Source organism: Paraliobacillus quinghaiensis, assembly GCF_003426025.1.
Taxonomy (GTDB): Bacteria; Bacillota; Bacilli; order Bacillales; family Amphibacillaceae; genus Paraliobacillus_A; species Paraliobacillus_A quinghaiensis.
In genome coordinates this window covers 163,675-188,729 of sequence record NZ_QJSH01000001.1, presented here as the reverse complement: position 1 = coordinate 188,729, position 25,055 = coordinate 163,675, and the positions used below count along the sequence as shown (strand labels likewise).

Annotated in this window: 24 protein-coding genes; 8 read left to right on the top strand and 16 right to left on the bottom strand. The window is 34.1% G+C overall.

Annotated elements, in window-relative coordinates; all coding sequences use genetic code 11:
- Positions 1 to 19: 19 nt before the first annotated feature.
- The 3 genes from spoIIM to D2K40_RS00910 form a co-directional block, all read right to left on the bottom strand.
- Positions 20 to 658 (bottom strand): stage II sporulation protein M, encoded by a 639-nt coding sequence (spoIIM, locus tag D2K40_RS00920; RefSeq protein WP_117152024.1) that lies wholly within the window; start codon positions 656 to 658, stop codon positions 20 to 22.
- 174 nt (positions 659 to 832) lie between these two features.
- Positions 833 to 2,005, bottom strand: a complete 1,173-nt coding sequence (locus D2K40_RS00915; protein ID WP_117152022.1) for an endonuclease Q family protein — start codon at positions 2,003 to 2,005, stop codon at positions 833 to 835.
- A 9-nt stretch (positions 2,006 to 2,014) separates the two neighbouring features.
- Positions 2,015 to 2,563 carry an NUDIX hydrolase gene (locus D2K40_RS00910; RefSeq protein WP_117152020.1) on the bottom strand — a complete coding sequence of 183 codons (549 nt, stop codon included), beginning with the start codon at positions 2,561 to 2,563 and terminating at the stop codon, positions 2,015 to 2,017.
- Between the two features lie 113 nt (positions 2,564 to 2,676).
- On the opposite strand from D2K40_RS00910, the gene D2K40_RS00905 reads away from it, so the two are divergent.
- Positions 2,677 to 3,591, top strand: a complete 915-nt coding sequence (locus D2K40_RS00905; RefSeq protein WP_117152018.1) for an aldo/keto reductase — start codon at positions 2,677 to 2,679, stop codon at positions 3,589 to 3,591.
- A gap of 47 nt (positions 3,592 to 3,638) precedes the next feature.
- Here D2K40_RS00905 and D2K40_RS00900 read toward each other — a convergent pair whose 3' ends face one another.
- The 3 genes from D2K40_RS00900 to D2K40_RS00890 form a co-directional block, all read right to left on the bottom strand.
- Entirely contained in the window at positions 3,639 to 3,866 is a 228-nt protein-coding gene (locus D2K40_RS00900) for a YqkE family protein (RefSeq protein WP_117152016.1), read from the bottom strand.
- On the bottom strand, positions 3,863 to 4,195 hold the full coding sequence (locus tag D2K40_RS00895; RefSeq protein ID WP_117152014.1) for an iron-sulfur cluster biosynthesis family protein: 333 nt from the start codon (positions 4,193 to 4,195) through the stop codon (positions 3,863 to 3,865). Before D2K40_RS00895 ends, D2K40_RS00900 begins: the two co-directional genes overlap by 4 nt.
- Before the next feature lie 101 nt (positions 4,196 to 4,296).
- A complete protein-coding gene (locus D2K40_RS00890; protein ID WP_117152012.1) occupies positions 4,297 to 5,088 on the bottom strand; it encodes an SDR family NAD(P)-dependent oxidoreductase in 792 nt (263 codons plus the stop codon).
- 186 nt (positions 5,089 to 5,274) lie between these two features.
- On the opposite strand from D2K40_RS00890, the gene D2K40_RS00885 reads away from it, so the two are divergent.
- From D2K40_RS00885 to rnz, 3 genes are read left to right on the top strand one after another with little or no spacing between them, the layout of a single operon-like run.
- Positions 5,275 to 6,021 (top strand): glycerophosphodiester phosphodiesterase, encoded by a 747-nt coding sequence (locus D2K40_RS00885; protein WP_117152010.1) that lies wholly within the window; start codon positions 5,275 to 5,277, stop codon positions 6,019 to 6,021.
- A 15-nt stretch (positions 6,022 to 6,036) separates the two neighbouring features.
- On the top strand, positions 6,037 to 7,053 hold the full coding sequence (namA, locus tag D2K40_RS00880; protein WP_117152007.1) for an NADPH dehydrogenase NamA: 1,017 nt from the start codon (positions 6,037 to 6,039) through the stop codon (positions 7,051 to 7,053).
- A gap of 3 nt (positions 7,054 to 7,056) precedes the next feature.
- Complete coding sequence (gene rnz / locus D2K40_RS00875) at positions 7,057 to 7,980, top strand: ribonuclease Z (RefSeq protein ID WP_117152005.1); 924 nt, start codon at positions 7,057 to 7,059, stop codon at positions 7,978 to 7,980.
- Between the two features lie 506 nt (positions 7,981 to 8,486).
- Here rnz and D2K40_RS00870 read toward each other — a convergent pair.
- Together D2K40_RS00870 and D2K40_RS00865 are read right to left on the bottom strand one after the other, a co-directional pair.
- Positions 8,487 to 9,749 carry a DNA polymerase IV gene (locus D2K40_RS00870; RefSeq protein ID WP_117152003.1) on the bottom strand — a complete coding sequence of 421 codons (1,263 nt, stop codon included), beginning with the start codon at positions 9,747 to 9,749 and terminating at the stop codon, positions 8,487 to 8,489.
- 104 nt (positions 9,750 to 9,853) lie between these two features.
- On the bottom strand, positions 9,854 to 10,969 hold the full coding sequence (locus tag D2K40_RS00865; RefSeq protein WP_117152001.1) for a M20/M25/M40 family metallo-hydrolase: 1,116 nt from the start codon (positions 10,967 to 10,969) through the stop codon (positions 9,854 to 9,856).
- A 155-nt stretch (positions 10,970 to 11,124) separates the two neighbouring features.
- Here D2K40_RS00865 and prli42 point away from each other — a divergent pair, with 155 nt between their 5' ends.
- On the top strand, positions 11,125 to 11,259 hold the full coding sequence (gene prli42, locus D2K40_RS16290) for a stressosome-associated protein Prli42 (RefSeq protein WP_162879098.1): 135 nt from the start codon (positions 11,125 to 11,127) through the stop codon (positions 11,257 to 11,259).
- Positions 11,260 to 11,292: 33 nt separating this feature from the next.
- On the opposite strand, the gene D2K40_RS00860 is transcribed toward prli42, so the two are convergent.
- From D2K40_RS00860 to D2K40_RS00850, 3 genes are all read right to left on the bottom strand, one after another.
- The gene (locus D2K40_RS00860; RefSeq protein ID WP_117151999.1) at positions 11,293 to 11,799 is read right to left on the bottom strand and encodes a L,D-transpeptidase; all 507 of its coding nucleotides are present in this window, start codon (positions 11,797 to 11,799) and stop codon (positions 11,293 to 11,295) included.
- Positions 11,800 to 11,853: 54 nt separating this feature from the next.
- Positions 11,854 to 12,813, bottom strand: a complete 960-nt coding sequence (locus tag D2K40_RS00855) for an aromatic acid exporter family protein (protein WP_117151997.1) — start codon at positions 12,811 to 12,813, stop codon at positions 11,854 to 11,856.
- A gap of 87 nt (positions 12,814 to 12,900) precedes the next feature.
- Positions 12,901 to 13,323, bottom strand: coding sequence for a BrxA/BrxB family bacilliredoxin (locus tag D2K40_RS00850; protein ID WP_117151995.1), 423 nt, complete (start codon positions 13,321 to 13,323; stop codon positions 12,901 to 12,903).
- A gap of 211 nt (positions 13,324 to 13,534) precedes the next feature.
- Between D2K40_RS00850 and D2K40_RS00845 the strand changes: the two genes are divergently transcribed.
- The 3 genes from D2K40_RS00845 (at position 13,535) to D2K40_RS00835 (ending at position 17,499) form a co-directional block, all read left to right on the top strand.
- Positions 13,535 to 16,171 carry an EAL domain-containing protein gene (locus tag D2K40_RS00845; RefSeq protein ID WP_117151993.1) on the top strand — a complete coding sequence of 879 codons (2,637 nt, stop codon included), beginning with the start codon at positions 13,535 to 13,537 and terminating at the stop codon, positions 16,169 to 16,171.
- Between the two features lie 78 nt (positions 16,172 to 16,249).
- Positions 16,250 to 16,585: a DUF5634 family protein gene (locus D2K40_RS00840; protein ID WP_117151991.1), complete on the top strand. Its 336-nt coding sequence runs from the start codon at positions 16,250 to 16,252 to the stop codon at positions 16,583 to 16,585.
- A 92-nt stretch (positions 16,586 to 16,677) separates the two neighbouring features.
- Entirely contained in the window at positions 16,678 to 17,499 is an 822-nt protein-coding gene (locus D2K40_RS00835) for an MBL fold metallo-hydrolase (protein ID WP_117151989.1), read from the top strand.
- A gap of 48 nt (positions 17,500 to 17,547) precedes the next feature.
- Here the strand turns inward: D2K40_RS00835 and D2K40_RS00830 are convergent, their stop codons facing one another.
- From D2K40_RS00830 to D2K40_RS00810, 5 genes are all read right to left on the bottom strand, one after another.
- A complete protein-coding gene (locus tag D2K40_RS00830; protein WP_117151988.1) occupies positions 17,548 to 19,590 on the bottom strand; it encodes a methyl-accepting chemotaxis protein in 2,043 nt (680 codons plus the stop codon).
- A gap of 146 nt (positions 19,591 to 19,736) precedes the next feature.
- Positions 19,737 to 20,654, bottom strand: a complete 918-nt coding sequence (locus tag D2K40_RS00825; protein WP_117151986.1) for an aldo/keto reductase — start codon at positions 20,652 to 20,654, stop codon at positions 19,737 to 19,739.
- A 77-nt stretch (positions 20,655 to 20,731) separates the two neighbouring features.
- Entirely contained in the window at positions 20,732 to 21,892 is a 1,161-nt protein-coding gene (locus tag D2K40_RS00820) for a PstS family phosphate ABC transporter substrate-binding protein (RefSeq protein WP_117151984.1), read from the bottom strand.
- 115 nt (positions 21,893 to 22,007) lie between these two features.
- Complete coding sequence (locus D2K40_RS00815; RefSeq protein ID WP_229666606.1) at positions 22,008 to 23,636, bottom strand: L-lactate permease; 1,629 nt, start codon at positions 23,634 to 23,636, stop codon at positions 22,008 to 22,010.
- A 161-nt stretch (positions 23,637 to 23,797) separates the two neighbouring features.
- Entirely contained in the window at positions 23,798 to 25,042 is a 1,245-nt protein-coding gene (locus tag D2K40_RS00810) for a dihydrolipoamide acetyltransferase family protein (RefSeq protein ID WP_117151979.1), read from the bottom strand.
- Between the last annotated feature and the right edge of the window lie 13 nt (positions 25,043 to 25,055).

Sequence of the window (25,055 nt, the reverse complement as noted above, 5' to 3'; positions counted from 1 at the left end):
TATTATTTTAAACTGATTATTAATTATACATCCAGGAGATTACTAATTCCATTGCTTGATTAGATATGAATGTTTCTACTATTGCTGCCACTGCAGCTACACAAACAAACAGTAAGAATACAACTACATATTGTAAGAATGGCTGTGCTGTAGGTTGCTGTATCTTTCTTGAAAAGATTTTTTGTAATAAAGCTAGAGAAAATATCATGGCAATACTACTTGCTAAAAGATAGACTGGAATAATGAATATATTTTGTGGTGCTATGGAAGCTGCAGCAAAGACAAAGCCCTTCCAACCAAGTTGATTGACAAAAAAACCTACTGAAAATCCAACAACTACTCCTTTGACAAACATCAATATCCATATAATTGGCAGTCCTATTACAGATAAACCTAAAATAAAAAATAATCCTAAATATTGTAGATGATATAAGAAAGTTGTTTTAAACATATCCTGATTATCAACAATCGGTCCTTCTAGTAAACGATTCATAAATTGATCTAAATAGAAAAATAAATCTGTTTTCTGTATAAACGTCATGCTATTAACAATGATTGCTCCAAAAATTATACCTACTAAAAATAATACGATCATAAAGAAGTAAATAAGTCGATATTTTATTAAGTGGTTAAGAAATACATTAGTGTTATGGTGCATAGATATCCTCCGTTCATTCTTACTGCTTAAAAGGATGTTCAAAAAGTCAATAGATGATAAGTTTCACATCTCCTTGTTGGTTTGTTCTCTTGCATCTTTTTTGCTGACTTTTGAAACATACACTTATAGTAAAAATCTATGAGAATATCTTAAAAAATAGACCAACTATTCCAATCACTTAATAGAATTCACTCGCCCATATTTTCCTCCACCACCTGCTTCAACTGTTTGCAAGCCATCACGCATTTGTAAAATTTGATTTGTAATACGTTCTGCTATCACTTGATTTAACTGAGCACCTGTAGCATGGTGAATTATTTCCATTTCCGTTCCGAACATTTCTAATAATTTCGCAAACGTTTTTGGTCCAAGACCAGGTAAGTATTCTAATGGAACTTGATGAATATAGGGAGCACGATTTCTTGTACCTGAATCAACATCTGATAATTCAGTAATCCGATCAGAAACACCTTTTACAATTTTAGTGTGTCCACAATCCAGACAAACAGAATCTTCTATATTTGATGAGAGACATTCTCTACAGACTGTCATGTGATACTTCCCTAGTTGTGGATTCATTCCATAGTTTGTAATCACGTTTCTATCTTCTACACAATGTAACGCCCAATTTAATTCCTTAAAACTCGCTTCTTTGACTGCGATTTTTTGATATTCTCTTGCAATCTTTGCTAAAGAATGTGCATCTGAATTTGTCAAAAATGTATAAGGATGTAATTCTTCAATTTGATCCGCCATTTTTGTGTCTGCACTAAGACCAAGTTCAATAGCATCAATTAAGTCTGGATCAAAAACCTCTTTCAAGGATTTCTTAACACCTTTTCCATATAGACTTTTAAACGGTGTGAATACATGTGCTGGTACGAATAAACCTTCCAATTCTTTAACTTTATATTGCAGTTCCTTCGCAGATCCATAATAACGTTGTGAGCTCAAATGAATATTAGTCATTCGAGAGGTTAACCATAAAGTGAAATCCTGCATTTTCTCCAAGGTTGGTAAAAAACACAACACATGAACCGGTCCTTGACAGTTAGCATCATAGATCTCTATTTCAGAGCCTAGTATTAACGTAACACCCTCAAATTTAATGCCACCATCTTCTAGTTCAATTGCTTGATTATTTTTGAGTAATGCTTCAATTTCTTGTTGAACAGCAGGAACATGACTATCAATTATCCCCACCATTTGAATCCCTTTATGCCGACTGGCTTCAATTAGTATATTAGTTAGTGTTAATGATTTTGCTCCAGTTATCTTTACAGGTCGATTATTTTGATCTCTCCCAATATGAATGTGTAAATCAGCATAAATCGATTTTAATGACATGGATAAACCTCACTTTTTCAATAGGTGTTGTAAATAGGTAATTGCATATACAGTTTTAGCATCGTGTATCTTGTTCTCAATCATTAATGCTTCTGCTTCTTCAAGTGTCAGTTCAACTAACTCAACAAATTCATCTTCATCTAAAGCCATTTTTTCTTTTATAGGTACTAGTTTATCGGTGTAATAAATATAAAGTAGTTCATCTGCAAAACCAGGAGAGGTGTAGAATGATGTAACTAATTCCAGTTTGTCTGTTGTATATCCCGTTTCTTCTTCTAACTCTCTTTTAGCTGTTACTTCTGGTTTTTCATCTGGTTCTAATTTACCAGCGGGAATTTCGACTAAACTTTTGTCCAAAGGTTTACGGTATTGTTCAACAAAAAGAATTTTATTCTCATCAGTAACCGCTATAATACCTACACCACCAGGATGTCTGATTATTTCTCTTTTGGATGTTTCCCCATTTGGCAAAGTTACCTCATCTAATTGCAGGTTAATAATCTTTCCATTAAAAATCTGTGTTGTAGCTATCGTTTTTTCTTCAAATTTATTTGTCATGAATCTATTCTCCCTTCTCGTTTTATTATTCACTTATTTTAACATAGCAATTCCATTAGTTGTAATTGTAAGCTAATCTTTTTAAAATGGATATAAGAAAGGAAGATTTATTAATGAAGAAAAACAGATTAGGTCAATCCAATTTGTATGTGTCAGAACTAGGGCTAGGTTGTATGTCACTTGGAACAAATGTAAATAAGGCAAAGGAAATTGTGACAGAAGCAATAGATCAAGGAATTAATTACCTTGATACTGCCGATTTGTATGATCAAGGTGAAAATGAAGCAATTGTAGGAAAATCTATAAAAGGGAAAAGAGATCAAATTATCTTGGCAACTAAAGTCGGTAATCATCTAAATGATGATGGATCTTGGTTTTGGCATCCGTCTAAAGCTTACATTAAAGAGCAAGTGAAAAGAAGTTTACAACGTTTAGAGACAGATTATATTGACCTTTACCAGTTACACGGGGGTACAATTGATGATCCGATTGACGAAACGATTGAAGCATTTGAAGATTTAAAACAAGAAGGTGTTATACGTTATTATGGTATTTCCTCTATTAGACCAAATGTAATTAAAGAATATGTTAAGCGCTCATCAATAGTTTCAGTCATGATGCAATATAGTCTGCTTGATCGAAGACCAGAGGAAGAGATGCTAAATTTATTAGCTGAAAATAATATTAGTGTTGTAACTCGAGGTGCACTAGCTAAAGGTATGCTAAGTGATCATGCTAAAAAAGTTATTGAGAACAAAGGAAGAGATGGCTACCTTGATTATAGTTATCAGGAACTTAAAGATGTAGTTGAAAATCTAGAACAAATTGATATTTCAGGCCAATCTTTAAGTGCTACATCCTTACAATACGCACTGCATCATAAAGCTGTTGCGAGTGCTGTTACCGGAGTCAGTTCAGTAGAACAATTAAAAAACAATATTACAATTACAAATTCCCCTAAATTAACAGATGCAGACTATCAGAAGTTACAATCTATAACAAAAGCAATAACCTATCAAAAATACTGATAATTAAAAAGAAGCGTGAGCTACTTAAAGTCATCTCACGCTTCCATTCATTTAAATTTTTTCCAATCTAATTCACTTTCTTCTAAAAGTTCATCAAAACTTTTATTTGCTTCTTTCCTTTTTCGTACTTTAATTTGCTGTTGACGTTGTTGTTCTAGTTTGTTCGCTTCAGCTTGCTTTAACTGCTGTTTTTTTCCTTGCAATGCTTGGAACAATTCAGGGTCAAGACGATCTTTTAAACCCGTACTATCTTTTTGGTTTTTCTCTTTTCTCATAATGGAACACCTGACTGAACAGCTTGATCAGAAATAATTGGGTTTAAAATCCCTTCTGGACTAGATAAACGAAATGCATTTGCTGTAAAATCTAATTTCATATCTGGAGCAAAAAAGACTGCTTGCTGCTTATCAACTATCACATCAAACGCTTCACTCTCAACTGTTTTATCAGTCTCTTTCATAGTGTCTGTAAAACGAATTGTTGGTAAGCCATTAACTCCACAACCGCAGTCATCCGTATCGTAAAACAGAACTATATATTTTTTGTCATCATGATTTAAATATTGTAACTTCTCTAATGCAACGTCAGTAATTGTTAGTTTCATTGGAGATCCCTCCATCTATTTACTATCTATTATTATAAAAATTAAATCGAAATACTGCAATAAAACTGCTTATCATTTGATAACTATTTGAACATTCTCTACTACTTCTTATTAAATTGTTTTCTTAATAAACGTTCGGATAACCATGGAAATAAGTGATAAAATCTACTTCCAAGCTCCATCCATCTAGGAAGATTAATTTCTCTTTTCCTTCTAAACAGTGCTTTTATAATTTGATCAACAACCACTTCTGGTTCAAGCATAAACTGGTCAACTGATTTTTGATAGTTTCCTGAGGGGTCAGCTACTTGAAAGAAATTAGTTCGCACTGGTCCTAAGTTTACTGTTGTAACAAAAATCCCTTTATTCTCAACCTCTAATCTCAATGCATTACTAAAGCCTATTACTGCATGTTTACTCGCGCTATAAGCAGAAGACTTTGGAGTGGCAATTTTCCCAGCAAATGAGGCCACGTTAATAATATGCCCCTGCTTCTTTGACACAAAATGCGGCAATAGACTTTGCACACCTTCCATTAAAGCCAATACATTGACCTGAAACATCTTTTCAATGTCTTGATAATCGGCTTCTTGTACAGTATCAAAAACTCCGAAACCAGCATTGTTTATAATAGCATCAATAGTAGGATGCTCCTCTTCTATTTTTATTAGTGTTTCTTTCCATGCTTTTCTATCTGATAAATCAACGGTATAATATTTACAGTTGATAGTATGTTCTTTCTCTAAGATGGTTTGAAGTTTTTTTAGTTTATCACCAGAACGAGCAAGCAAAATTAAATTAGCCCCGCACGCCGCTAATTTGTGCGATAAACCTTCTCCAATTCCACTAGAAGCTCCAGTAATAATGATTGTTTTTCCGTTAAAATCTCGCATCGGTTTCCCTCATTCCACTATTTTTAAATGATTTTAATATATTTTGTTTTTTTCTTTTATAAAATATGGATCTCAATAACTTTCACTATACGTTTTCAGTATTAATTTTTCAACAAGCTTTCAGATTGACTTTTTTATAGAAATATAACACAATCAAGTTGAATACCTTAGGTATGAGGTGAAAAAATGAAAACAATTATTTACGCACATCGTGGTGCTAGTAAGTTGGCTCCTGAAAATACCATGCCTGCTTTTGAACTCGCATATGAACAAGGAGCTGATGGTATTGAAACAGATGTTCAATTAACTAAAGACCATATTCCCGTCTTGATCCATGATGAAAACGTCAGAAGAACAACAAATGGAACTGGATTTGTTCAAGACTATACCTTTAAAGAATTACAAAAGTTAGATGCTGGATTTTGGTTTTCTAGGAACTTTGTTAACACTCCTATCATATCACTTGAGCATTTTTTACGCTGGACGCAAGAAAAGAACTTGAAAATTAATTTAGAATTAAAAACCGACATTATTCATTATAAGGATATTGAATTGATTGTTTATGATTTACTAAAAAAATATGGTAAGTTAAATCAGACTGTTGTTTCAAGTTTTAATCCACATACAATATTGCAACTACGTAAAATTGATTCAAATATAAAAACTGCTTTTTTGACATCACAGAAAACAGTTGATTTATTTACTTACACAAAAAAGTTTGGCGCTTCAGGTATACATATTAAATATCGTCTTTTAACTAAGGTTTTTTTGGAAAAAGCAATGGCGAATGATCTTTTCATTGGTTGTTATACGATTAATCGTATTTCTCAAATGATGCGATGTTATAAAATGGGTTGTCATGCCATATTTACTGACTTACCCAATGTCGCGATTGAAACCAGAGAGCTTTATGAACAACACATATTACAATAAGCTGGGGGTATAGAAATGGAAAGAAAATTATTTAGTCCAATTACACTCAAAGATGTCACGCTAAAAAATAGAATTGTTATGGCACCAATGTGCATGTACTCAAGTGAAACAGAAGATGGAACTGTTCACCCTTTTCATATTACACATTATGAATCTCGTGCAGCAGGACAAATTGGTTTAGTCATGTTAGAAGCAACAGCAGTGCAACCTGAAGGTAGAATATCATCAAAAGATTTAGGAATTTGGAACGATGCACATGTTGAAGGGTTGCAAAAGGTAAGTGATCGAATTCATGCATATGGCGCAAAAAGTAGTATTCAGTTGGCACATGCAGGTAGAAAAGCATATCTTCCAAACGAAGCCTTCGCACCAAGTTCGATTTCTTTTGATGATAACTATAAAACTCCAAATGCGATGACAGTAGAAGATATCAAGAATACAGTACAAGCCTTTCAATTGGGTGCAAAACGTGCTAAACAAGCAGGGTTTGATATTATTGAACTTCATGGTGCTCATGGTTATTTAATAAATCAATTCTTATCACCTTTAACTAATAAACGTGAGGATCAATATGGTGGATCACGTGAAAATCGTTATCGTATTCTTTCAGAAGTTATTGATGCAGTAAAATTAGAATGGATTGGTCCTATTTTTGTTCGAATTTCAGCTGATGAATACCATGAAGATGGGAATACACTTGATGACTTTGTTTTCTTTAGTAAAGAAATGAAAAAACAGGGCGTATCGTTAATTGATTGTAGTACTGGTGGCGTTATACATGCTGGCATTAAACCATACCCTGGATACCAAGTACCAAAAGCAGAAGCCATCAAAAAGCAAGCTGACATCCCTACAGGAGCTGTTGGTCTTATTACAACTGGTATACAGGCTGAGGAAATTTTACAAAATAATCGAGCAGATTTAATTTTCTTAGGTCGTGTTTTATTACGTGATCCGTATTGGGGAAAATCAGCGGCTGAACAATTAAATTATACACTAGAAGCACCAAAACAATATAGTCGAGGATGGTAACACATGAAATTAAGATTTTTAGGTACTGGTTCTGGTGTTCCTTCTAAAGAAAGAAATGTTACTGCTATTGTATTAGACCTGACACAAGAACGAGGTACAACTTGGTTATTTGATTGCGGTGAAGCAACTCAGCATCAAATATTAAAGACAACAATTCGTCCACGAAAAATCGAAAAGATTTTCATTACCCATTTACATGGTGATCATATTTATGGATTACCAGGTCTTTTAAGTAGTCGTTCATTTCAAGACGGAACAACACCTGTTACTATTTATGGACCTGAAGGTATTGAAGAATATGTAATAAAAAGCTTAGAGGTAAGTCAGACCCACCTTCGTTATCCACTTATTTTTCAAAAAGTAGATGAAGGTTTGTTATTCGAAGACGATCAATTTATTGTTCGTTGTACAAAGTTAGATCATGGGATTGATTCTTTTGGTTATCGAATTGAGGAGAAAAATTCAACAGGAGAGCTTTTACCAGAAAAATTGCAAGCAATAGGCCTTGCTCCTGGACCACTTTATAAAGAAATTAAACAAAACTCAACGACAACATTACCTGACGGAAGAATTATTAATCGTAGTGACTTTATTGGTCCTGATAAACAAGGAAGAACCGTAACAATATTAGGAGATACTAGATATATTGGGGATCTTATTGATTTCATAGAAGAAAGTGATGTTTTGGTTCATGAATCAACATTCGCAGCTGATGAAGAAAAAATGGCTTACGAATATTACCATACTACAACTAGACAAGCTGCTCACCTTGCTTTGGCAGGAAATGTGAATACTTTACTCTTAACCCATATATCTTCACGTTATCAAGGTGAAGATATAATGGATTTAGAAGCAGAGGCTACTGCAGTTTTTCCTAATTCAAAAGTTGTAACTGATTTTCTTGAATGGGAAATTGCTCAAAAATAAAAATAAGCTGTTAATACAAGACCAACTTGTTTAACAGCTTATTTTTATTTGTATTTTAAGAATTATTGTTTATGACGGATTTTATATAAACTACGATCTAAAAAGAATTTTCGGACCCGTTTCTCAAGTGAAATTGTCTCCCTTTCCGCAGGCACGGCTTCAGCTAACTCGGAGGTAAAACCCCCTCCGAGTGGATCTTCAGCTCGCGCTGTTCCTGCAGGAGTGTCGACAATTTCACTTGATACGCTAGTTAGTATATTACAATTAAGAAAAGCTAAAATGTTAGTTAAAAAATGTAAACATTAAACCAGTATAAAGTATAGGTGCGCTATCCAGTGAAGTCAGCAAATGGATGAGACTCCAGTGGGAACAGCTCAAGTCGAAGATCCACTTGGTAAAGTGTTCTTCTTTACCAAGTTAGCTGAGACTGAGCCCACGGAAAGGGAATCCATTTACTGACGTAGCGGCTTAGTAACTTATGTTAGTTAATGCGCTTTTTATCTCTACTACGTATCTTTTTTGTCATTTCGGTAGTCGTCTAAATAATCTTTTTGAAAGCTTGTTCGTGGTTGACTGTTGTCCTCTTCTTGTTTTAACTTTTTAAAGGTATTTTCTCCATATTTTTCAGTTAGCTTTTCCATTGTTTGATATAGCTTTTCTTTTGATGCTTCTTTTTCATAAGTAAATATATCAAGTTGCTGACTAATCTCTTTTTTTTCTACTAGGTCTGAAACTGTAACTCCTAATAGACGAATAGGATCTCCATTCCAATGTTTCTCAAACAAATCATATCCAATGGTAAAAATCGTATCTTCTTCTTCAATAAAATTAGGTAATTTTATACTTCTTGTAATCGTTTTTCTATTATGGAATCTAATCATTATTTGGACATTTTGCCCAACTACTTCTTTTCGTTTTAGTCTTGTAGAAACTTTTCGAGATAATTTTCTTATTAATTTTTTTATTTCAATTTCTTCTGTTGTATCTTCTCGTAGCGTCTCTGAATTACCAATACTCTTAAAATCATAAATTGCCTCTGGATCAACAATACTCGGATCCACACCATTTGCTCTGTTTTGTAGGCGTTCCCCGTTAATACCAAGTAATCGTTTTAGACTATAGACGTCTGCTTCGATTAAGTCTTTAATTGTATAGATCTCTACTTTGTTTAGTTTCTCAGCAGTCTTTGCGCCAATTCCGTACATTTCACCAACTGGAAGTGGCCATAGTTTTTCTGGTAAATCACGTTTACGCAAAACAGTGATCCCCATTGGTTTTTTCATATCCGATGCCATCTTAGCTAAAAATTTATTTGGAGCAATTCCAATACTACAAGGTATATCCAACTCTTCAGCAATTTGCATTTGTAAGTTCTTCGCAATTTCTAAAGGTGAACCTAATGCTTCACATTCTGTAATATCCATATACCCTTCATCAATCGATACTGGTTGAACATATGGGGTGATTGCTGATAGCATCTTGAACATCTCACTGGATGCCTTGCGATACCGATCAAAATTAGGTCGCATTACGATTAAATTAGGACAGAGTTTTTTCGCTTCCCATAAAGGCATCGTTGTTTTTACACCTTTTGCACGGGCCTCATAACTACTTGTAACAATAATTCCTCTTCGTTCCTCAGGGTTACCAGCAATTGCAAGCGGTTTTCCCTTTAATGAAGGATCATAAGCAGCCTCTACTGACGCATAAAAACTATTCATATCAACATGAAAAATGACTCTACCTTTTTTGGGATACCACTTTGACATAAACCTCTTCCTTTTCAAGAACATTAGTTCCAAATCTATTATATCATATTTTTAGTAGTTACTAAAAAAATCGCCTCACTTCTAGGAGACGATTTTTGTTATTACTATTTTGCTGCTTCTTCAATAATTGCTACAATATACTCTGTTATTTTAACTAAATCTTTGATAGGCATACGTTCATTCGTTGTATGAATATCTTCATACCCCACAGCTAAATTGACGGTTGGAATACCATAACCAGAAATAACATTGGCATCACTGCCACCACCGCTTGTTCTTAACTTACTGTTACGACCAATACGTTGTGCGGCCTTTTTAGCAACTTCTACAACATGATCTCCATCCGCTTGCTTGTATCCGGGGTACATAATTGCACTTTCAATCTCAACTGTACCACCCATTTCAGCAGCAGCTTCTTCAAAAGCTTGCTTCATTTTATTTACTTGAGCTTCCATCTTGACTGGATCTAAAGAGCGGGCTTCTGCTAATATTTCAACATAGTCACACACAATATTTGTTTTTTGGCCACCTTCAAATCGACCAATATTTGCTGTTGTTTCAGCATCTATTCTTCCTAATGGCATTTTTGCAATTGCTTTAGAAGCAATTGTTATAGCGGAAACACCTTTTTCTGGTGCTACTCCAGCATGAGCTGTCTTTCCTTTAACAATAGCTAATAGCTTAGCTTGTGTTGGAGCTGCCACAATAATGTCACCCACATCTCCATCACTATCAATTGCATACCCGTATTTTGCTTTTAATAGACTGGTGTCTAACTCTTTTGCTCCAACTAAGCCAGATTCTTCACCTGCAGTTATCACAAATTGTATATCGCCATGTGAGATATTATTGTCTTTTAGTAAACGAATTGCTTCAAAAATGGCTGCTAATCCTGCTTTATCATCCGCACCTAATATTGTTGTGCCATCAGAAATAATGTACCCGTCTTTTATTGATGGTTTAACTCCTTTACCTGGCAAAACCGTATCCATATGAGATGTGAAGTAAATCGTATCAGTTTCTTGGTTACCTTTTAGTGTACAAATCAGATTTCCAGCACCATGGCCTGTTTTGACTTTGCTGTTGTCTTCCACAACATGTAGTCCTAACTCAGTAAATTTTTCACGTAAAACTTTAGCAATTTCAGTTTCATCTTTTGTTTCTGAATCAATTTGTACTAACTCTATAAATTCTTCTATAAGTCGATCTTGATTAACCATTAATTTAAAATCCTCCTCTAACATTTAACAAACTCTACTAAGTACGTTAGCGAAACTATTTAAAATTGTCAATTTTAACATAATGAAAAGGGTTGTACGATTTGTCATTTCACGATAAAATACTATTAGCACCGTTGTCGAAGGAGGCGTAAATAATGGCTAATAATAAAACAACGCAACAACCTAGAAAGTTATCAAAACGACAAAGACGAAATAAATTAATTATCTATATTATGATTGCAGCTATGGTATTGTCAACATTAACAATGGGCCTTTCTTATTTAATTTAGTTTGAAAAAACCAACCGAATTCGGTTGGTTTTTTCATTCTATTGCTCCTGCTTTTCTTGCAAGTGTTACAAAATCCTCATCTGAATTTAAAATCCAAACTTTTGTTCCAATTGGGATTTTCTCATAGATCTCTTCTACATGTTCATTTAGCATTCGAATACATCCCGCAGAAACGTTCTGTCCAATTGATTCTGGTCGATTGGTTCCATGAATACCGTACATTCGCCCATCTGAATTTTTTGCATCAAAGCCAATCCACCTTGATCCAAGAGGGTTATCGGGAGCTCCACCTTGTATGTTTTTCTTGCGGTAATATGGATTAACCGCCTTGATTATTATAGAATGCATACCAGTAGGTGTTAAATCATTTGTAGCTCCAGTTGCGATTGGAAAAATAGATTTTACTTCTCCTTCATCAACAAAAGCCAGTTGATTAGTCTGTTTGTTAACAATGACAAATGGTGCATTTAACGTAGGGTTCTCACCTACTGGCCATATAGGGGAAACAAACATAATAATAGCTAAAATAAATGGTGTCATTTCAATCACCTCATTACTTATCCCTTTCCCCTAGTATGAGTGTGAATGATTTTTTTATGTATTAGTTATATCTTTTGGTGTTTGCTCTTTTTTTATTTCAATAAACTCTTCAATTTCATGTAAAACTTGAAATAAATTTGCTCTAGATTCAAATTCTTGCCTAGTTTTAGGAAGATCATCTGCTTGGAATTGTTTTTTAAGATTCTCAACTGTTTCTAAATGTAGATATGCAGAATTACTTGGATCAACAGACTCAGCTAAATCATCGAAAAAACTACCTACTCGATCAGACTGTTCATTAAAATCACTCATCTGACTAATAATGGGCAACATTCTTTTAATTAATTCAAACTGTTTTTTTCGCATATTAAAATATTCTTGATACGGATGCTCTTCACGTAATAAGTGATTTTCTGCATCTCGAGAAACTAATAAGTCCGCTTGTAGTAATAATCTTTCTGTTTCAGTAATTTCTTTACCTGTCCATGTTTGTTTACCTTCATGAAGGTAAAATGCAATCTCTTCAAGAATTAACTGAAAGTTTCGTTCTACTTTTTTACGTAAAACTTGTAGTTTAGAATCCAAACTTGGCATATATAAATTTAACAACAGTGCCGTCCCGATTCCAATACTAATTAATAATAATTCATTCCAAACTAATGCCCAGGTTACATCTGACGAACTGTAGAGATGCAATAAGATTACAGAACTGGTTACAATCCCAGGTGTAAGACATAACTTTATAGTTGTAGGAATAAATACTAACATTAAAAGTCCAATTGATATAGGGTGATAACCTACTATTTCAAAGATAATAAAGCCATAAAGCATTGCTATTAGACACGCGCCAAAACGATGCCACGCACTTAAAAATGATCTTTTCCGTGTTGTTTGAATACATAAAACTGCGATAATACCAGCTGAAACAAAATTATCTAGTTGCATTAACTCTGCTATCCAAATTGCTAAAGGGGTTGCAACAGCCGTTTTAATCGTTCGATAACCAATTCTCACGTTATCTACTCCCTATCCTGTATATCGATTAGTATGAAAACAAATCCCCTAGCTTCCAAACAGTTGCTAAGGGATCTAAAATACATATTATTTAACCGCTTGTAATGCTTGTTCTAAATGTTGAACAACTTGCTCTTTAGAATGACCTTCAATACTATTTCGTTCAATCATTGTGATAATTTCACCATTTTTCATTATTGCAAATGAAGGAGATGAAGGCTGAAAACCTGTAAAGTAGCTGCGTGCTTTTTCTGTTGCTTCTTTATCCTGCCCTGCAAAAACTGTAACAAGGTGATCAGGACGATTGGCAGATTTAGCAATTTCCGCTGCTGCTGGACGCGCAACTCCACCAGCACAGCCACATGTAGAGTTAACCATTACAAGTGTTGTCCCTTTTTTCTCTAATGCCTGATCTACTTCTTCAGGTGTTGTTAATTCCTGATAACCAGCTTCACTAATTTCCTGTCGTGATGATTGAATAACATCTCCCATAAATAAATTAAAATCCATCTATTTCAACTCCTCTATATATCTTTATATCTTTTAAACATAATAACAACTTATAAGTGATCAAGCAATTATTTATATTTCCTGGGCAAGCGCAAAAAGATACAAATTCACTTGGATTATTTTAGTTTTAATGAAATTAATGTCGAACTATTACAAATTCAGTCAAAAGATTGTATATTAGAACTATACAGCAAAAAGGGAGGTTATATCCATGAAAAACGATAGTCCTAAATTTAGTAAAATGATAAATCGATTGTTCTCGGTAAATACATCAAATAATCTTGCAACAGATCAACAATTAAATAATGAAGATGATTACACTACTCTTATAAATGAATTAAAATTAAATCATAAACATTTAACACACGCACAGCAAATCGCAAAAACCGGTAGTTGGGAATATATCATTGAAGAAGATGCCTTATATTGTTCAGATTATTTTTATTCTATTTTTGGGCTTGATTCAAAGGAACATATATCAATGGATAAACCTTTTGAATTAATACATCCAGAAGATTATGAACACTCAAAGAAAATACTTGAAAATGCTTATAAAGGAGTTAACTATGCTACAGAGTTCAGAATTTATCATGGTAAGACAGGTGAACTTTGTTACATAAAAGTACAAGCAGAAGTTATCTTCAAAAATAAAAAGCCTTATAAATTAGTTGGTATGATTCAAGATAATACAAAGGAAAAACAACTGGAACATGAACTTAGAGATACAAACGAAAGCTTTGATCATATCTTTAATAATCTAAGCTCAGGTATTTGGATGAAGGAACTTGATTCAAGTAATATAACCTATTTATCAAAAGGCACAGAAGAAATATTTGAATTACCTTTAGAAGAAATTTATCAAAATCCAACCATTTGGGAGTCGGTGATTCACCCAGATGACAGAGAAGCTGTCTTTAATCTCCAACAAGAACTATTAGCTGGAAATGCAATCAAACATCGTTATCGCATTATTACGCATAATGGTAAAATAAAGTGGGTTTTTGATCAAACGATTCCTTGGTTCAATAAAGAGACTGATATAAATCGACTATTTGGAATTATCGTTGATGTCACTTCAGAAATGGAAATGCAGGAAGAGTTAAATTTTTATGCATCACATGATCATCTTACCAGACTCCCAAATAAACGAAGTCTATATAACCATATGAATAGATTAATTGAGGAAAAACAGCCATTTACAGTCTTCTATTTAGACTTAGATCGCTTTACACTAATAAATAATTCTTTGGGCTATGAAGTTGGTGATTCAGTTTTAAAAATTATTGCTGAGAGATTAAAAGAATTATTACCTACTACTGGATATGTTGCTAGGTTAGTTAGTAATGATTTTGTTATTATTGACACTACCGCTACCAAAGATCAGTCACAAAATTTGGCCACAAGAATACTAAATGAAATTGATAAAGAGGTTCGTGTATTAGACTATCAACTAAATGTGACTACAAGTATTGGTATTAGTTTTTTCCCTGAAGATGGGGGTAGTGAATTAACACTATTAGAAAGTGCACATACTGCATTATACCAAGCAAAAAAATCTGGTAAAAACACCTATCAAGTTTATGCTGTTACAGAAAGTATTTCAGCTTATAAACAATATACACTTGAACAAGACTTACGGAAAGCAATAAGTAATGATGAATTTGAAGTTTATTATCATCCTCAGGTAAATGGATTAAATGGATTAATAGAGTCAGCAGAAGCATTAATTCGTTGGAATCATAAGGAGTGGGGATTAGTATCTCCAGCAGAGTTCATTCCATTTGCTGAAGAAAATCATCTTATGAATGAAATTGGAGATTGGGTAATACGCAATGTGATAAAGCAATTAGCTATATGGAAAGATAAAGGCTATATTTTACGTCCAATATCGATTAACATATCCCCTACTCGCTTTTTAAAACCGGGACTTGTAACGTTTGTTAAAAAACTATTAGAAACACATAAAATATCAGCACATTATTTAGAATTTGAGATCACTGAAAGTACTATCTTAAAAAATGAACCAAAAATAATAAAGACGCTTGATGAAATTCGTGAATTAGGTATTACAATTGCAATCGATGATTTTGGTACAGGCTATGCTACATTACAATATTTACTTAATATTTCAGCTGACACCTTGAAAATTGATCGGATGTTTATACAGAATATCACGAATCAAAATAAAAATGATGCAGCAATCGTTACTAGTATTCTGTATTTAGCAAAAGCTTTAAATATGAAAGTCATAGCCGAAGGAGTTGAAGAAGTTGAACAGCTGCAACTCTTGATACAAAAAGAATGTTTTAATATCCAAGGGTACCTTTTTTCGAAACCTGTACCTAACGCTACCTTTGAAAAACTTATAAACAAAGGCTTCTTCCCTATTCCAAAATCAGAAAAAACAAAAAAGCCTGAAGTTGAGCGAAGGAAATACTACCGCCTAGAACTTCCAGGATCACTAAAAGCAGAACTTTCAATTGTGGAAATAAATAATAAAAGAATTAATGTGGGATCCGCGAAAATCTTGATTGAAAACATAAGTCTAGGTGGATTAAAAATAATGTCTGGACTGAAACTACCAGTTCAATCTAATATGAAGGTTATTTATAACTTCACCCTAATGGATCAATCGTTTGAGATAGAAGGATCTCTTGTTTGGAAATATGAAGTCCGCCAAGATATTTTTTATTATGGTGTAGCATTTAATAATTTCCCAGAGACTGATAAAGATCACCTTGCACGGTTAATTAACCAAATTACTGTTACCTTAAAAAATAATCAGGATATACCATCTACAAATTTTGTTACTGAAAATCCTATCACCTATTTGTTAAATAATAATTAATAGAAGTATATACAAATTATCATTTATCAGGTTTATATTTCCAAAAAATCGCCATCCTAATAATAGGGAGGCGATTTTTTGAAAATATGTATACGTGAAGAAATAATTAATCAATTAAATGAATCAATACCACAAATGTTACAAAAGTATCAATTTGATAGGATAACCACTTTTGAAACAACAGGTCAAGTTGATTCTTTCTATCTTGGGTATCAAATTTCCATCCATAGTAAGACTTACCGAGTATATTTACCTTATCTACAGTATTCTGAAGAAACATTGATTGCATTAACGCCAATTTGGACGATAGAAACAATTGGCAATGATATGACGACATATAGAGCATATGAGACATTGGAAAAATGCTTAAATAAGTTGACTGCATTTCAAAGACGTGAGCAAATCGTTTCTTAAAAAAATTAAATAATTTTTATTTAATAACCCTTTCCATATGCATAAATACTACTATGCCTCACAAACTAAACTAAAAAAGGGAGCCATACATTATGGATAAGCATACTGATCTATCTTCAGATATTGAATTAGATATGGAACATGCAGTAGTTGAAGAAATTACTGCAGATGTTGCGTTATATCGCACTTTGGTTTCCAATGTATATATGCTTGGAAAGCCAACAGATAAAAACTGGATACTTATAGATACCGGTATCGCTCATTATCATGAACGTATTATTGCTGCAGTGGAAAAGCGTTATGATATTCCCCCAAAAGCAATTATACTTACGCATGGACATTTTGATCACGTAGGCTCTGCAAAAAAATTAGCAAAGTATTGGAATGTTCCAATTTACGCACACACAAAAGAAATCCCATTTCTTGATGGTACAAGTCAATATCCACCAGCTGATCCTACTGTTGGTGGGGGATTACTTTCGCTATTGTCACCTGTCTTCCCTACAGATGCTGTAAATATAAAGCGCTGGGTTGAACCATTACCTGAAGATGGTCATATTCCATTTCTCGCAGACTGGAATTATATCCACACTCCAGGTCACACACCTGGACATATATCGTTATTTAGAGAACAAGACAAAACATTAATTGCTGGGGATGCTGTTTCAACAGAAAATCCAGAATCAAGCCTGGCTATGCTATTACCAATTATCAAATTATATGGACCACCTGCATATTTTACACATGACTGGGAAGATGCTGAACAATCTGTTAACATACTTGCTTCATTGGATCCAAAATTACTTCTTGCCGGACATGGACTGCCAATGCAAGGTAAGGCATTAGAAGATGGATTTAAAAAATTAATAGCAGACTTTCATGAGATTGCAATACCGAAACATAAACGCAATTAATTTTATAATAAAAAATCTACGCTCAAATTATGAACGTAGATTTTTTGTTTAATCAATACGAAATTTTCTAACCATTTTCTTTAAATCTTTTGATAAAGTTTGTAATACATCTGCCTGATCTGATAAATAATCCATTGCATCTTTTTGTTGTTCTATTGAACTAGACGTTTCTTCAATATTGGCTGAGTTTTCTTCAGAAGCTGATGCAATCTGGTTAATACCAACATTCATTTCCTCACTATTCTTCTCAATACCTTCTAAATAACTTACAACCGATGAAATTCGTTGATTCATCTGAGTTACTTCCTCTTTAATTGTAGTAAAATAAATGGCCGATTCTTTTATTTGGGTTACGCCTTTGTCTGCTTGTTGATAAGCCCCATCTAATGAAACTGCCAAAGATTCTGACTCTTTCTGCATATGGTTGATGACTTCTGAAATATCTACTGCTGATAAACTAACTTGCTCAGCTAATTTTCTGATCTCATCTGCTACAACAGAGAAACCTTTACCAGCCTCTCCTGCCCTCGCAGCTTCTATTGCTGCATTTAATGCAAGGAGATTAGTTTGTTCAGTGATTGTATTGATCACTTGTGTTAACTCAGAAACTGCTTTTGATTGTTTCTCTAAATCTCTCACTTTATCAACAGCATTTTTCACTTCATCATTAATCACTTCAATTTGTGTAATTGATTCGTTCATGTGATCTGTTCCTTCATGCGAAATATTCCAAACATTTCCTGAAGATTTTTCGAGTGAGTCTGCTTCATTTTTAACTTTGCGTATTTGTTGATCCAAGTCCTGTTCTGCAGCTGCAATATCAGCTGATGAACTTGCCTGCTCTTCAGCGCTTCCAGATAATTCCTGCATTGTGGATGATACTTGCTCACTCCCTATTTTAATATCATTACTAATTTTTTGAAGTGTATTGCTTTGTTCGTCAATACGGTTAGAAGCTTTACTTGTTTGCGTAATCATATCACGCAAATTATCAATCATTTTATTCATTGCTTGAGCAAGTTCGCGAACTTCACCCCGCCCATGTATAACAATTTTGTCATTCAGGTCACCTTCAGCAACTGTTAAGGTTCGATTCTTTAAACGGATTAGTGGACGCGCAATGTTACGTGCTATAAATATGGAAATTATGATTACCGTAATAAGTGTAATAAAACCAATTAGCAAGATAATTTCACGTACCTTTTCAATTGATTCTAATGCAATTGAGGTTGGTTCACTAACAATAAGCGACCAATTAAAACCAGGAAAATCTTTATAGCCTTCGCTTTTGGAATAACCTATAATTGCATCATTATTTGCACTATCTTTTTCATTAATAAACCCAGAGTCCCCTGGGGTTGCAACATCTAACTTTCTAAAGATCTGTGATGATGTATCAAGTTGATTTGCCTCTAATCCTGCATCTGTACTTGCACTTGAAACCGTATCAGCTACTTTTTCTCCTGCTTGATTAACTAATTCAACGATCACATTTTCACTTGATATATTGTTTACATCATCCCAGATATGCTCAACATTGAACTTAGCTTGCACTACACCAGTAGCAGTTTTGTTATTGATTGCTACATTAATTATAAGTACATAACTATCTAAGGCAGAATCATATGTAACATCGGAAAAAGAAATTCCATTTTCCAGTACTTCTTTCCATTCCGTTGTTTCTGTATTAATAGAAGTGACATTATTGTCTCCAGTTTGACCAATTACTGATCCATTTGAATCAATAAGTGCTAACGATTTATAGTATGTTAAAGCTTCTAATTTTTCGTCTAAATAAATGTCAATATTGTTTCCAGGATTGTTATGTAATGCTTCTGCTACAATTGGCTCTGAAACTAATATTTCAATATCTCTTGCCCTCTCATACATTGTTCGATCTAATTTTTCCATATTAACACGAGCAAAATCTTCTACTTTATTTCCAACTTCATTTTCTAATGATGTTGCAGCTTCATTGTAGGAGAGTAAACCAATTGCAATAATGGGTACTAAAGCAATAAAACTAAACGAGGTAATAAGTGTGCTACGAATACCTCTCTTAGTGAATTTTTCTTTTATTCTACTAATCATATTGTCCCTACCTTTTTTATCTATCTATTTTTATATAAAAAAGAAACGCCGATTATCAGCGTTTCTTTCGGAAACCTGTACCTATTATACAATAAATTTCCTTTAATTAAGTGACAGTTTTGTGAAATGAATTACATTCCTATTGATTATGGTAATGTATTGCCTGCCGAACGGTATACTTCATACCATTCTTCTCTTGTTAAAGTAATGTGAGATGCTTTCTCAATATCAGCCAAGCGACTTGGATTCATTGTACCTACCACCGGTTGAATTTTAGCTGGATGACGCAATATCCAAGCGATAGCAATTGCGGAATCAGTTACTCCTTTTTTCTCAGCTAATTCTTGTAGTTTTCCATTTACTTCAGGAAAAGAATCATTTCCTACAAAAACACCTTTAATCATGCCGTACTGAAATGGTGACCAAGCTTGTACTGTTATGTCATTTAAACGGCAATATTCGAGTGCGCTGTTTTCACGATCAATTGCCTTATCGTGTTGCATATTTACATTTAGACCTGCATCAATCATTGGTGTGTGCATGATACTTAATTGCATTTGATTAATGATTAGATCATCTTTTAGATATTTTTGTAGTAATTCAACTTGCATTGGATTTTGGTTGCTAACACCAAAATATCGGACTTTTCCACTTTCTTTTAGAATCGAGAAAGCTTCTGCAACTTCTTCAGGTTCAACTAATGTATCGGGACGATGCAGTAGAAAAGTATCAAGATAATCTGTATTTAATCGTTTTAAACTTCCTTCTACTGAAGATAAAATATGTTCTTTTGAGAAATCAAAAAATCCATTACGAATACCGCATTTCGATTGTAAAAACATTTTTTCTCTAATTGAGGGATTCATCTCAATTGCTTTAGCAAATACTTCTTCTGATTTCCCTCCGCCGTAGATATCTGCATGATCAAATAAATTCACACCGAGATCTAATGCGTTATCAATAACATGGGCGGCTTCATTCTTAGTAAGTCCATCCATTCGCATACAACCTAATGCGATTTCCCCAACCTCTAAATCACTTGTACCCAATTTTATTTTATTCAACTTAAGCACCTCTTTTCAAAATATATTTCTATTCTATCATGTTCCATATAAAAGACACAGTATAAGTAGTAGCGCATCTAATTTCCAACTGGTACATAACCTGTCTCTTCCACTAATTTTTGACCTTGATCGGATAAGATCCATTCAATTAATCGATCAACATTCGGATTATCCGTATCTGTTGTTATTGCATAGAATTCCTTGCTAATTGGATATTCTCCCGTACGTATCGTTTTTTTATCAGGATAAACTCCATCAATCGCTAAATGTTTAATTTCATTATTTTGTATTAAGTCCATTGAAAAATATCGAAACGAATAGCCAATTGCATTCCGGTAATTCGTATAATTAGCTGTTTCTGATATAATACCACCCATTCCAGTCACAATATCATCCGTTGGGGCTTTCATAAGTGACTTGTTTCCCATGAATTTTTCTAAAGTAGTCTGACTTCCGCTATCATCAGGACGTTGAAATGCTTGAATATCCTGATTTTTACCACCGACTTCAGACCAATTCGTTATTTCACCTGCATAGATAGATTGAATTTGTTCTGTTGTTAATTCATCAACAGGATTACTCGCATTAACAAAAAACACAAAAGCCTCACGGCCAATTGGGGTCATATCAAATTTTAACCCTTTTGTTTCTGCTGCTTCAACTTGCCTATCAGAAGGACCCGCAGCAAAAATGATGTCAACATTACCACTTATCAGATTTTTGTAAGCATATGGTGTTTTGCTAACGATGACTTCACTTTCTTCAATCGAATAAGATTTTTCGGGATAAGTCTCTTGTGCGAATGCTGCATATAAGGGATAAAGTGCGGTAGCTCCATCTAGTACTGGCAAATCAGCTTCAATTTGTAGACTAGCCTTGTTATCTAATGTTACTAATCTACCATCATTGTCAAACGGTCGATATAACGACATATCAACCTCTTGATCGTCTAAGGTAGCTAAACTCCGTTCGTAAAAGTTAATCCCTTCATATATACCCACTGCTACTAATAAAAGAGCCAAAAATAAAAGTTGAAGTTTCTTCGTCATACCTTTTGTAATAAAATTAAATAATTTATTCGCTACAAAAAATAAAATCATTGAAAAGATTACAACAATATAAGGCACATAAAAGCTGCTATGACCCATCAGAGCTGTTATGATTAGAACAAAGAAACCTACAAAAGCAAGTGGAACAGTAATAACAATCATAATAACAATTTTTTCTAAAGTACTCATATTAAACCCCTCCTTCTAATTTGTATTATATATCACATTCAAGAAAAAGGAAGAAAAAACCTGCAACAAAAGAAAAGACCATCAAAATAGATGGTCTTGCCAAATAGATAGCTAATCAAAGTAATAAAAACCCAACAATTCCAGCAACAGCGGCATAGAAAATCATTGGTCCTAAAGTCATTCGAATAATAACGCCCTCTTTACCAACTAAATCTACAACCGAAGCTGCTGCAACTACATTTAATACACAAATCATATTTCCAGCATTTGACCCAAGTACTTGTAATGCGAGTATAATTTCTGGGTCAGCTCCAATTTGTTCTGATACACTGAATTGAAATAAAGAAAACATCATACTACTAAATGTTGCACTACCAGATATAAACGAGCCAAGTGAGCCGATAAATGGAGCAACAAACGGCCAACCATCACCTACAACGTTTGCTATAGAAGTAGCGAGCTCCATTGGCATACTTAATAAGGCTGCATCATTAATTCCAGAATTAATAAAAATCCTTACCATAGGTACTGCAGAGCCAAGTGCAATGATCGTCCCTACCATTGTTTTAGAAGACGTTAGAATTGTTTCTTTAATTTTGGCACCACTCATTTTGTGAATGAAAATCGTAATGAATATAACAGTGACAAATATTGCACCAGGTAAATACAGTGGTTCAAAGGATGTACTAATTTCTGTTCCAAGAATGGATTTCCACCCCACGGTCACTGACTGTAGAAACCCCTTTAACGGCAAAACATCAATACGTGTTAATACTAAAAAAGCAGCAACAAGTATATAAGGTATCCAAGCAAGCCATAGTGGCATAACTTTTTCATTTGGTACAGATTTACTCATGGTCTGTTCAGTTGGTGGAAAATCCCAGGATTTACTCGGTAAGAGAAATCCTCGTTTAGCAGCAGGTACCACAACTGCTAGTCCCACAAGCCCACCTATAATAGAGGGGAATTCTGGACCCAAAATAGTCGCAACTAAAAATGCTGGAATAGTAAAACTTAATCCTGCAAAAATTGCAAATGGAAATATTTCTAAGCCTTCTCTCCAAGATCGATTTTCCCCAAAAAATCGAGTTAGCATTGTCACAATAATTACTGGTATTAATGAACCAATAAATAAATCAATAAAAACTGCTGTACTTGCAACCTCTTGTAAGAAATCTTCAACAGGTTGATTACCTAATCCTGCCTGTACAATTCCAGCCAGGGATGCTCCCTCATTAAGTCCTTGTTTGACTCCTACAATTATTGGGGTACCAACAGCACCAAAGGATACAGCAGAACTGTCTGCAATTAAAGCTAATGAAACGGCAGCTAGCGGCGGAAATCCAAGAGCTACTAACAGTGGAGCTCCAATAGCAGCAGGTGTACCGAACCCTGCCGCTCCTTCAATAAAAGAACCGAATAACCAAGCAATAATAATTAATTGAACTCTGCGGTCAGTGGAAATGTTTGAAAATCCATCACGAATAGAATCTAAGGCACCACTTCTAGCAAGTGTGTTTAATAATAAAATAGCACCGAAAACAATCCAAAGAATTGATATTGCAATGATGATCCCCTCGATTGAGGCTGCGACAATTTGAATAATGGGGATCCTCCACACAAAGAAAGCAAACAACGCTGTAATGAAAAAACTTATAGGCATTGCTTTAGTGGCTGGCATTCTGAATAAAACTAAAAAAATAAATACGGTTAAAACTGGTGTTAATGCAGCGATATATTCCATTATGTTCAATTTAATCACCTACCTGTATTTAAATTGTCTAAAAACACTAGTGTTATACATATTTATTTATCTGTTTACCAAAAAAGGACAACTTAAACTAGCGTAACCAAAGAAAATTGAACAAAACATAAGAAAAACCATCCAAAAATGGATGGTTATCACTAAAAGATTGGAGTTGTGTCACCTGAAATATTTTCTAAAATCTCTTTAATATGTGACATAAACTGTCCACAAATAACACCATCTAAAATTCGATGATCTAATGATAAGCATAAATTCACCATGTCTCTTGCTGCAAACATATCGTCAATAATAACAGGTCGTTTCACGATCGATTCAACTTGCAATATTGCAGCCTGAGGATAATTAATTACACCCATAGATTGAACCGAACCAAATGATCCCGTATTATTCACCGTAAAGGTGCCGCCTTCCATATCTTGTTGTGTTAAGTTGCCATTTCGAGCTTTGATCGCTAAGGAATCAATTTCTTTAGCTATTCCTTTAATACTTTTTTCATCAACGTTTTTAATAACAGGAACAAATAACTCTTTATCATGCGCAACTGCTACGGAAAGATTGATTTCTTTATGTTGAATAATTTTATCTCCAGCCCAAGAACTGTTTAATTCAGGAAACTTCTTCAATGCTTTTGCAACAGCGTTTAAGAAAAAAGCAAAATATGATAAATTGTAGCCTTCGTTTTGCTTAAACTTTGTTTTTTCAGCATCTCGATACTTTACAAGATTGGTAACATCAACTTCGATCATCATCCAAGCATGCGGGATTTCTGTCGTTGATCGTACCATATTAGTAGCAATTGCTTTTCGAATACCTGTAACTGGTATCTCTCTATCACCTTTTGCAGCTTGTACGGGCTGTTTTGAAGGTTTTGTTTTAATTTGTTCATTTATTTCTACTGTCGGAGCATCCTCTTGTTTTTCTGTTGGAGGTTCTGCTATAATTCTTTCCAAGTCTTTACGAGTAATTCTTCCCCCACGTCCACTTCCATTGACTTTATTCAAATCAATTGCATTTTCTTGTGCTAAACGCATAACTGCAGGTGAATACCTAGCTTTCATGGCCATTACTTTGGTAGACTCAGGTGATTGATTTTGTTCAGGAACTTCCGCTTTTTCTATAGTAGCTTCGGTAGATGTTTGTCCCTCCACATCGATATAACACATCAATTCACCTACTTCAATCGTCTGCTCTTCCTCTGCAACCAACTCTTTAATCGTACCAGTAAATGAACTAGGAACTTCTGCATTCACTTTATCTGTCATTACTTCTGCAATTGCCTCGTACTTTTCAACCCGATCACCTACTTGAACAAGCCAATTGCTAATTGTACCTTCCGTAACACTTTCACCAAGTTGTGGCATTGTAATTTTTTCAAGAGACAAACGAATCCCTCCT

Excerpts from the sequence above, each read along its gene's own strand:
- namA (WP_117152007.1), top strand. The coding sequence starts at position 6,037 with ATGGAAAGAAAATTATTTAGTCCAATTACACTCAAAGATGTCACGCTA.
- D2K40_RS00845 (WP_117151993.1), top strand. The coding sequence starts at position 13,535 with ATGAAAAACGATAGTCCTAAATTTAGTAAAATGATAAATCGATTGTTC.
- D2K40_RS00830 (WP_117151988.1), bottom strand. The coding sequence starts at position 19,590 with ATGATTAGTAGAATAAAAGAAAAATTCACTAAGAGAGGTATTCGTAGC.
- D2K40_RS00865 (WP_117152001.1), bottom strand. The coding sequence starts at position 10,969 with ATGGTTAATCAAGATCGACTTATAGAAGAATTTATAGAGTTAGTACAA.
- D2K40_RS00905 (WP_117152018.1), top strand. The coding sequence starts at position 2,677 with ATGAAGAAAAACAGATTAGGTCAATCCAATTTGTATGTGTCAGAACTA.
- D2K40_RS00815 (WP_229666606.1), bottom strand. The coding sequence starts at position 23,636 with ATGGAATATATCGCTGCATTAACACCAGTTTTAACCGTATTTATTTTT.
- prli42 (WP_162879098.1), top strand. The coding sequence starts at position 11,125 with ATGGCTAATAATAAAACAACGCAACAACCTAGAAAGTTATCAAAACGA.
- spoIIM (WP_117152024.1), bottom strand. The coding sequence starts at position 658 with ATGCACCATAACACTAATGTATTTCTTAACCACTTAATAAAATATCGA.
- D2K40_RS00850 (WP_117151995.1), bottom strand. The coding sequence starts at position 13,323 with ATGGATTTTAATTTATTTATGGGAGATGTTATTCAATCATCACGACAG.
- D2K40_RS00915 (WP_117152022.1), bottom strand. The coding sequence starts at position 2,005 with ATGTCATTAAAATCGATTTATGCTGATTTACACATTCATATTGGGAGA.
- D2K40_RS00900 (WP_117152016.1), bottom strand. The coding sequence starts at position 3,866 with ATGAGAAAAGAGAAAAACCAAAAAGATAGTACGGGTTTAAAAGATCGT.
- D2K40_RS00860 (WP_117151999.1), bottom strand. The coding sequence starts at position 11,799 with ATGACACCATTTATTTTAGCTATTATTATGTTTGTTTCCCCTATATGG.
- D2K40_RS00870 (WP_117152003.1), bottom strand. The coding sequence starts at position 9,749 with ATGTCAAAGTGGTATCCCAAAAAAGGTAGAGTCATTTTTCATGTTGAT.
- D2K40_RS00820 (WP_117151984.1), bottom strand. The coding sequence starts at position 21,892 with ATGAGTACTTTAGAAAAAATTGTTATTATGATTGTTATTACTGTTCCA.
- D2K40_RS00890 (WP_117152012.1), bottom strand. The coding sequence starts at position 5,088 with ATGCGAGATTTTAACGGAAAAACAATCATTATTACTGGAGCTTCTAGT.
- D2K40_RS00895 (WP_117152014.1), bottom strand. The coding sequence starts at position 4,195 with ATGAAACTAACAATTACTGACGTTGCATTAGAGAAGTTACAATATTTA.
- rnz (WP_117152005.1), top strand. The coding sequence starts at position 7,057 with ATGAAATTAAGATTTTTAGGTACTGGTTCTGGTGTTCCTTCTAAAGAA.
- D2K40_RS00885 (WP_117152010.1), top strand. The coding sequence starts at position 5,275 with ATGAAAACAATTATTTACGCACATCGTGGTGCTAGTAAGTTGGCTCCT.
- D2K40_RS00835 (WP_117151989.1), top strand. The coding sequence starts at position 16,678 with ATGGATAAGCATACTGATCTATCTTCAGATATTGAATTAGATATGGAA.
- D2K40_RS00910 (WP_117152020.1), bottom strand. The coding sequence starts at position 2,563 with ATGACAAATAAATTTGAAGAAAAAACGATAGCTACAACACAGATTTTT.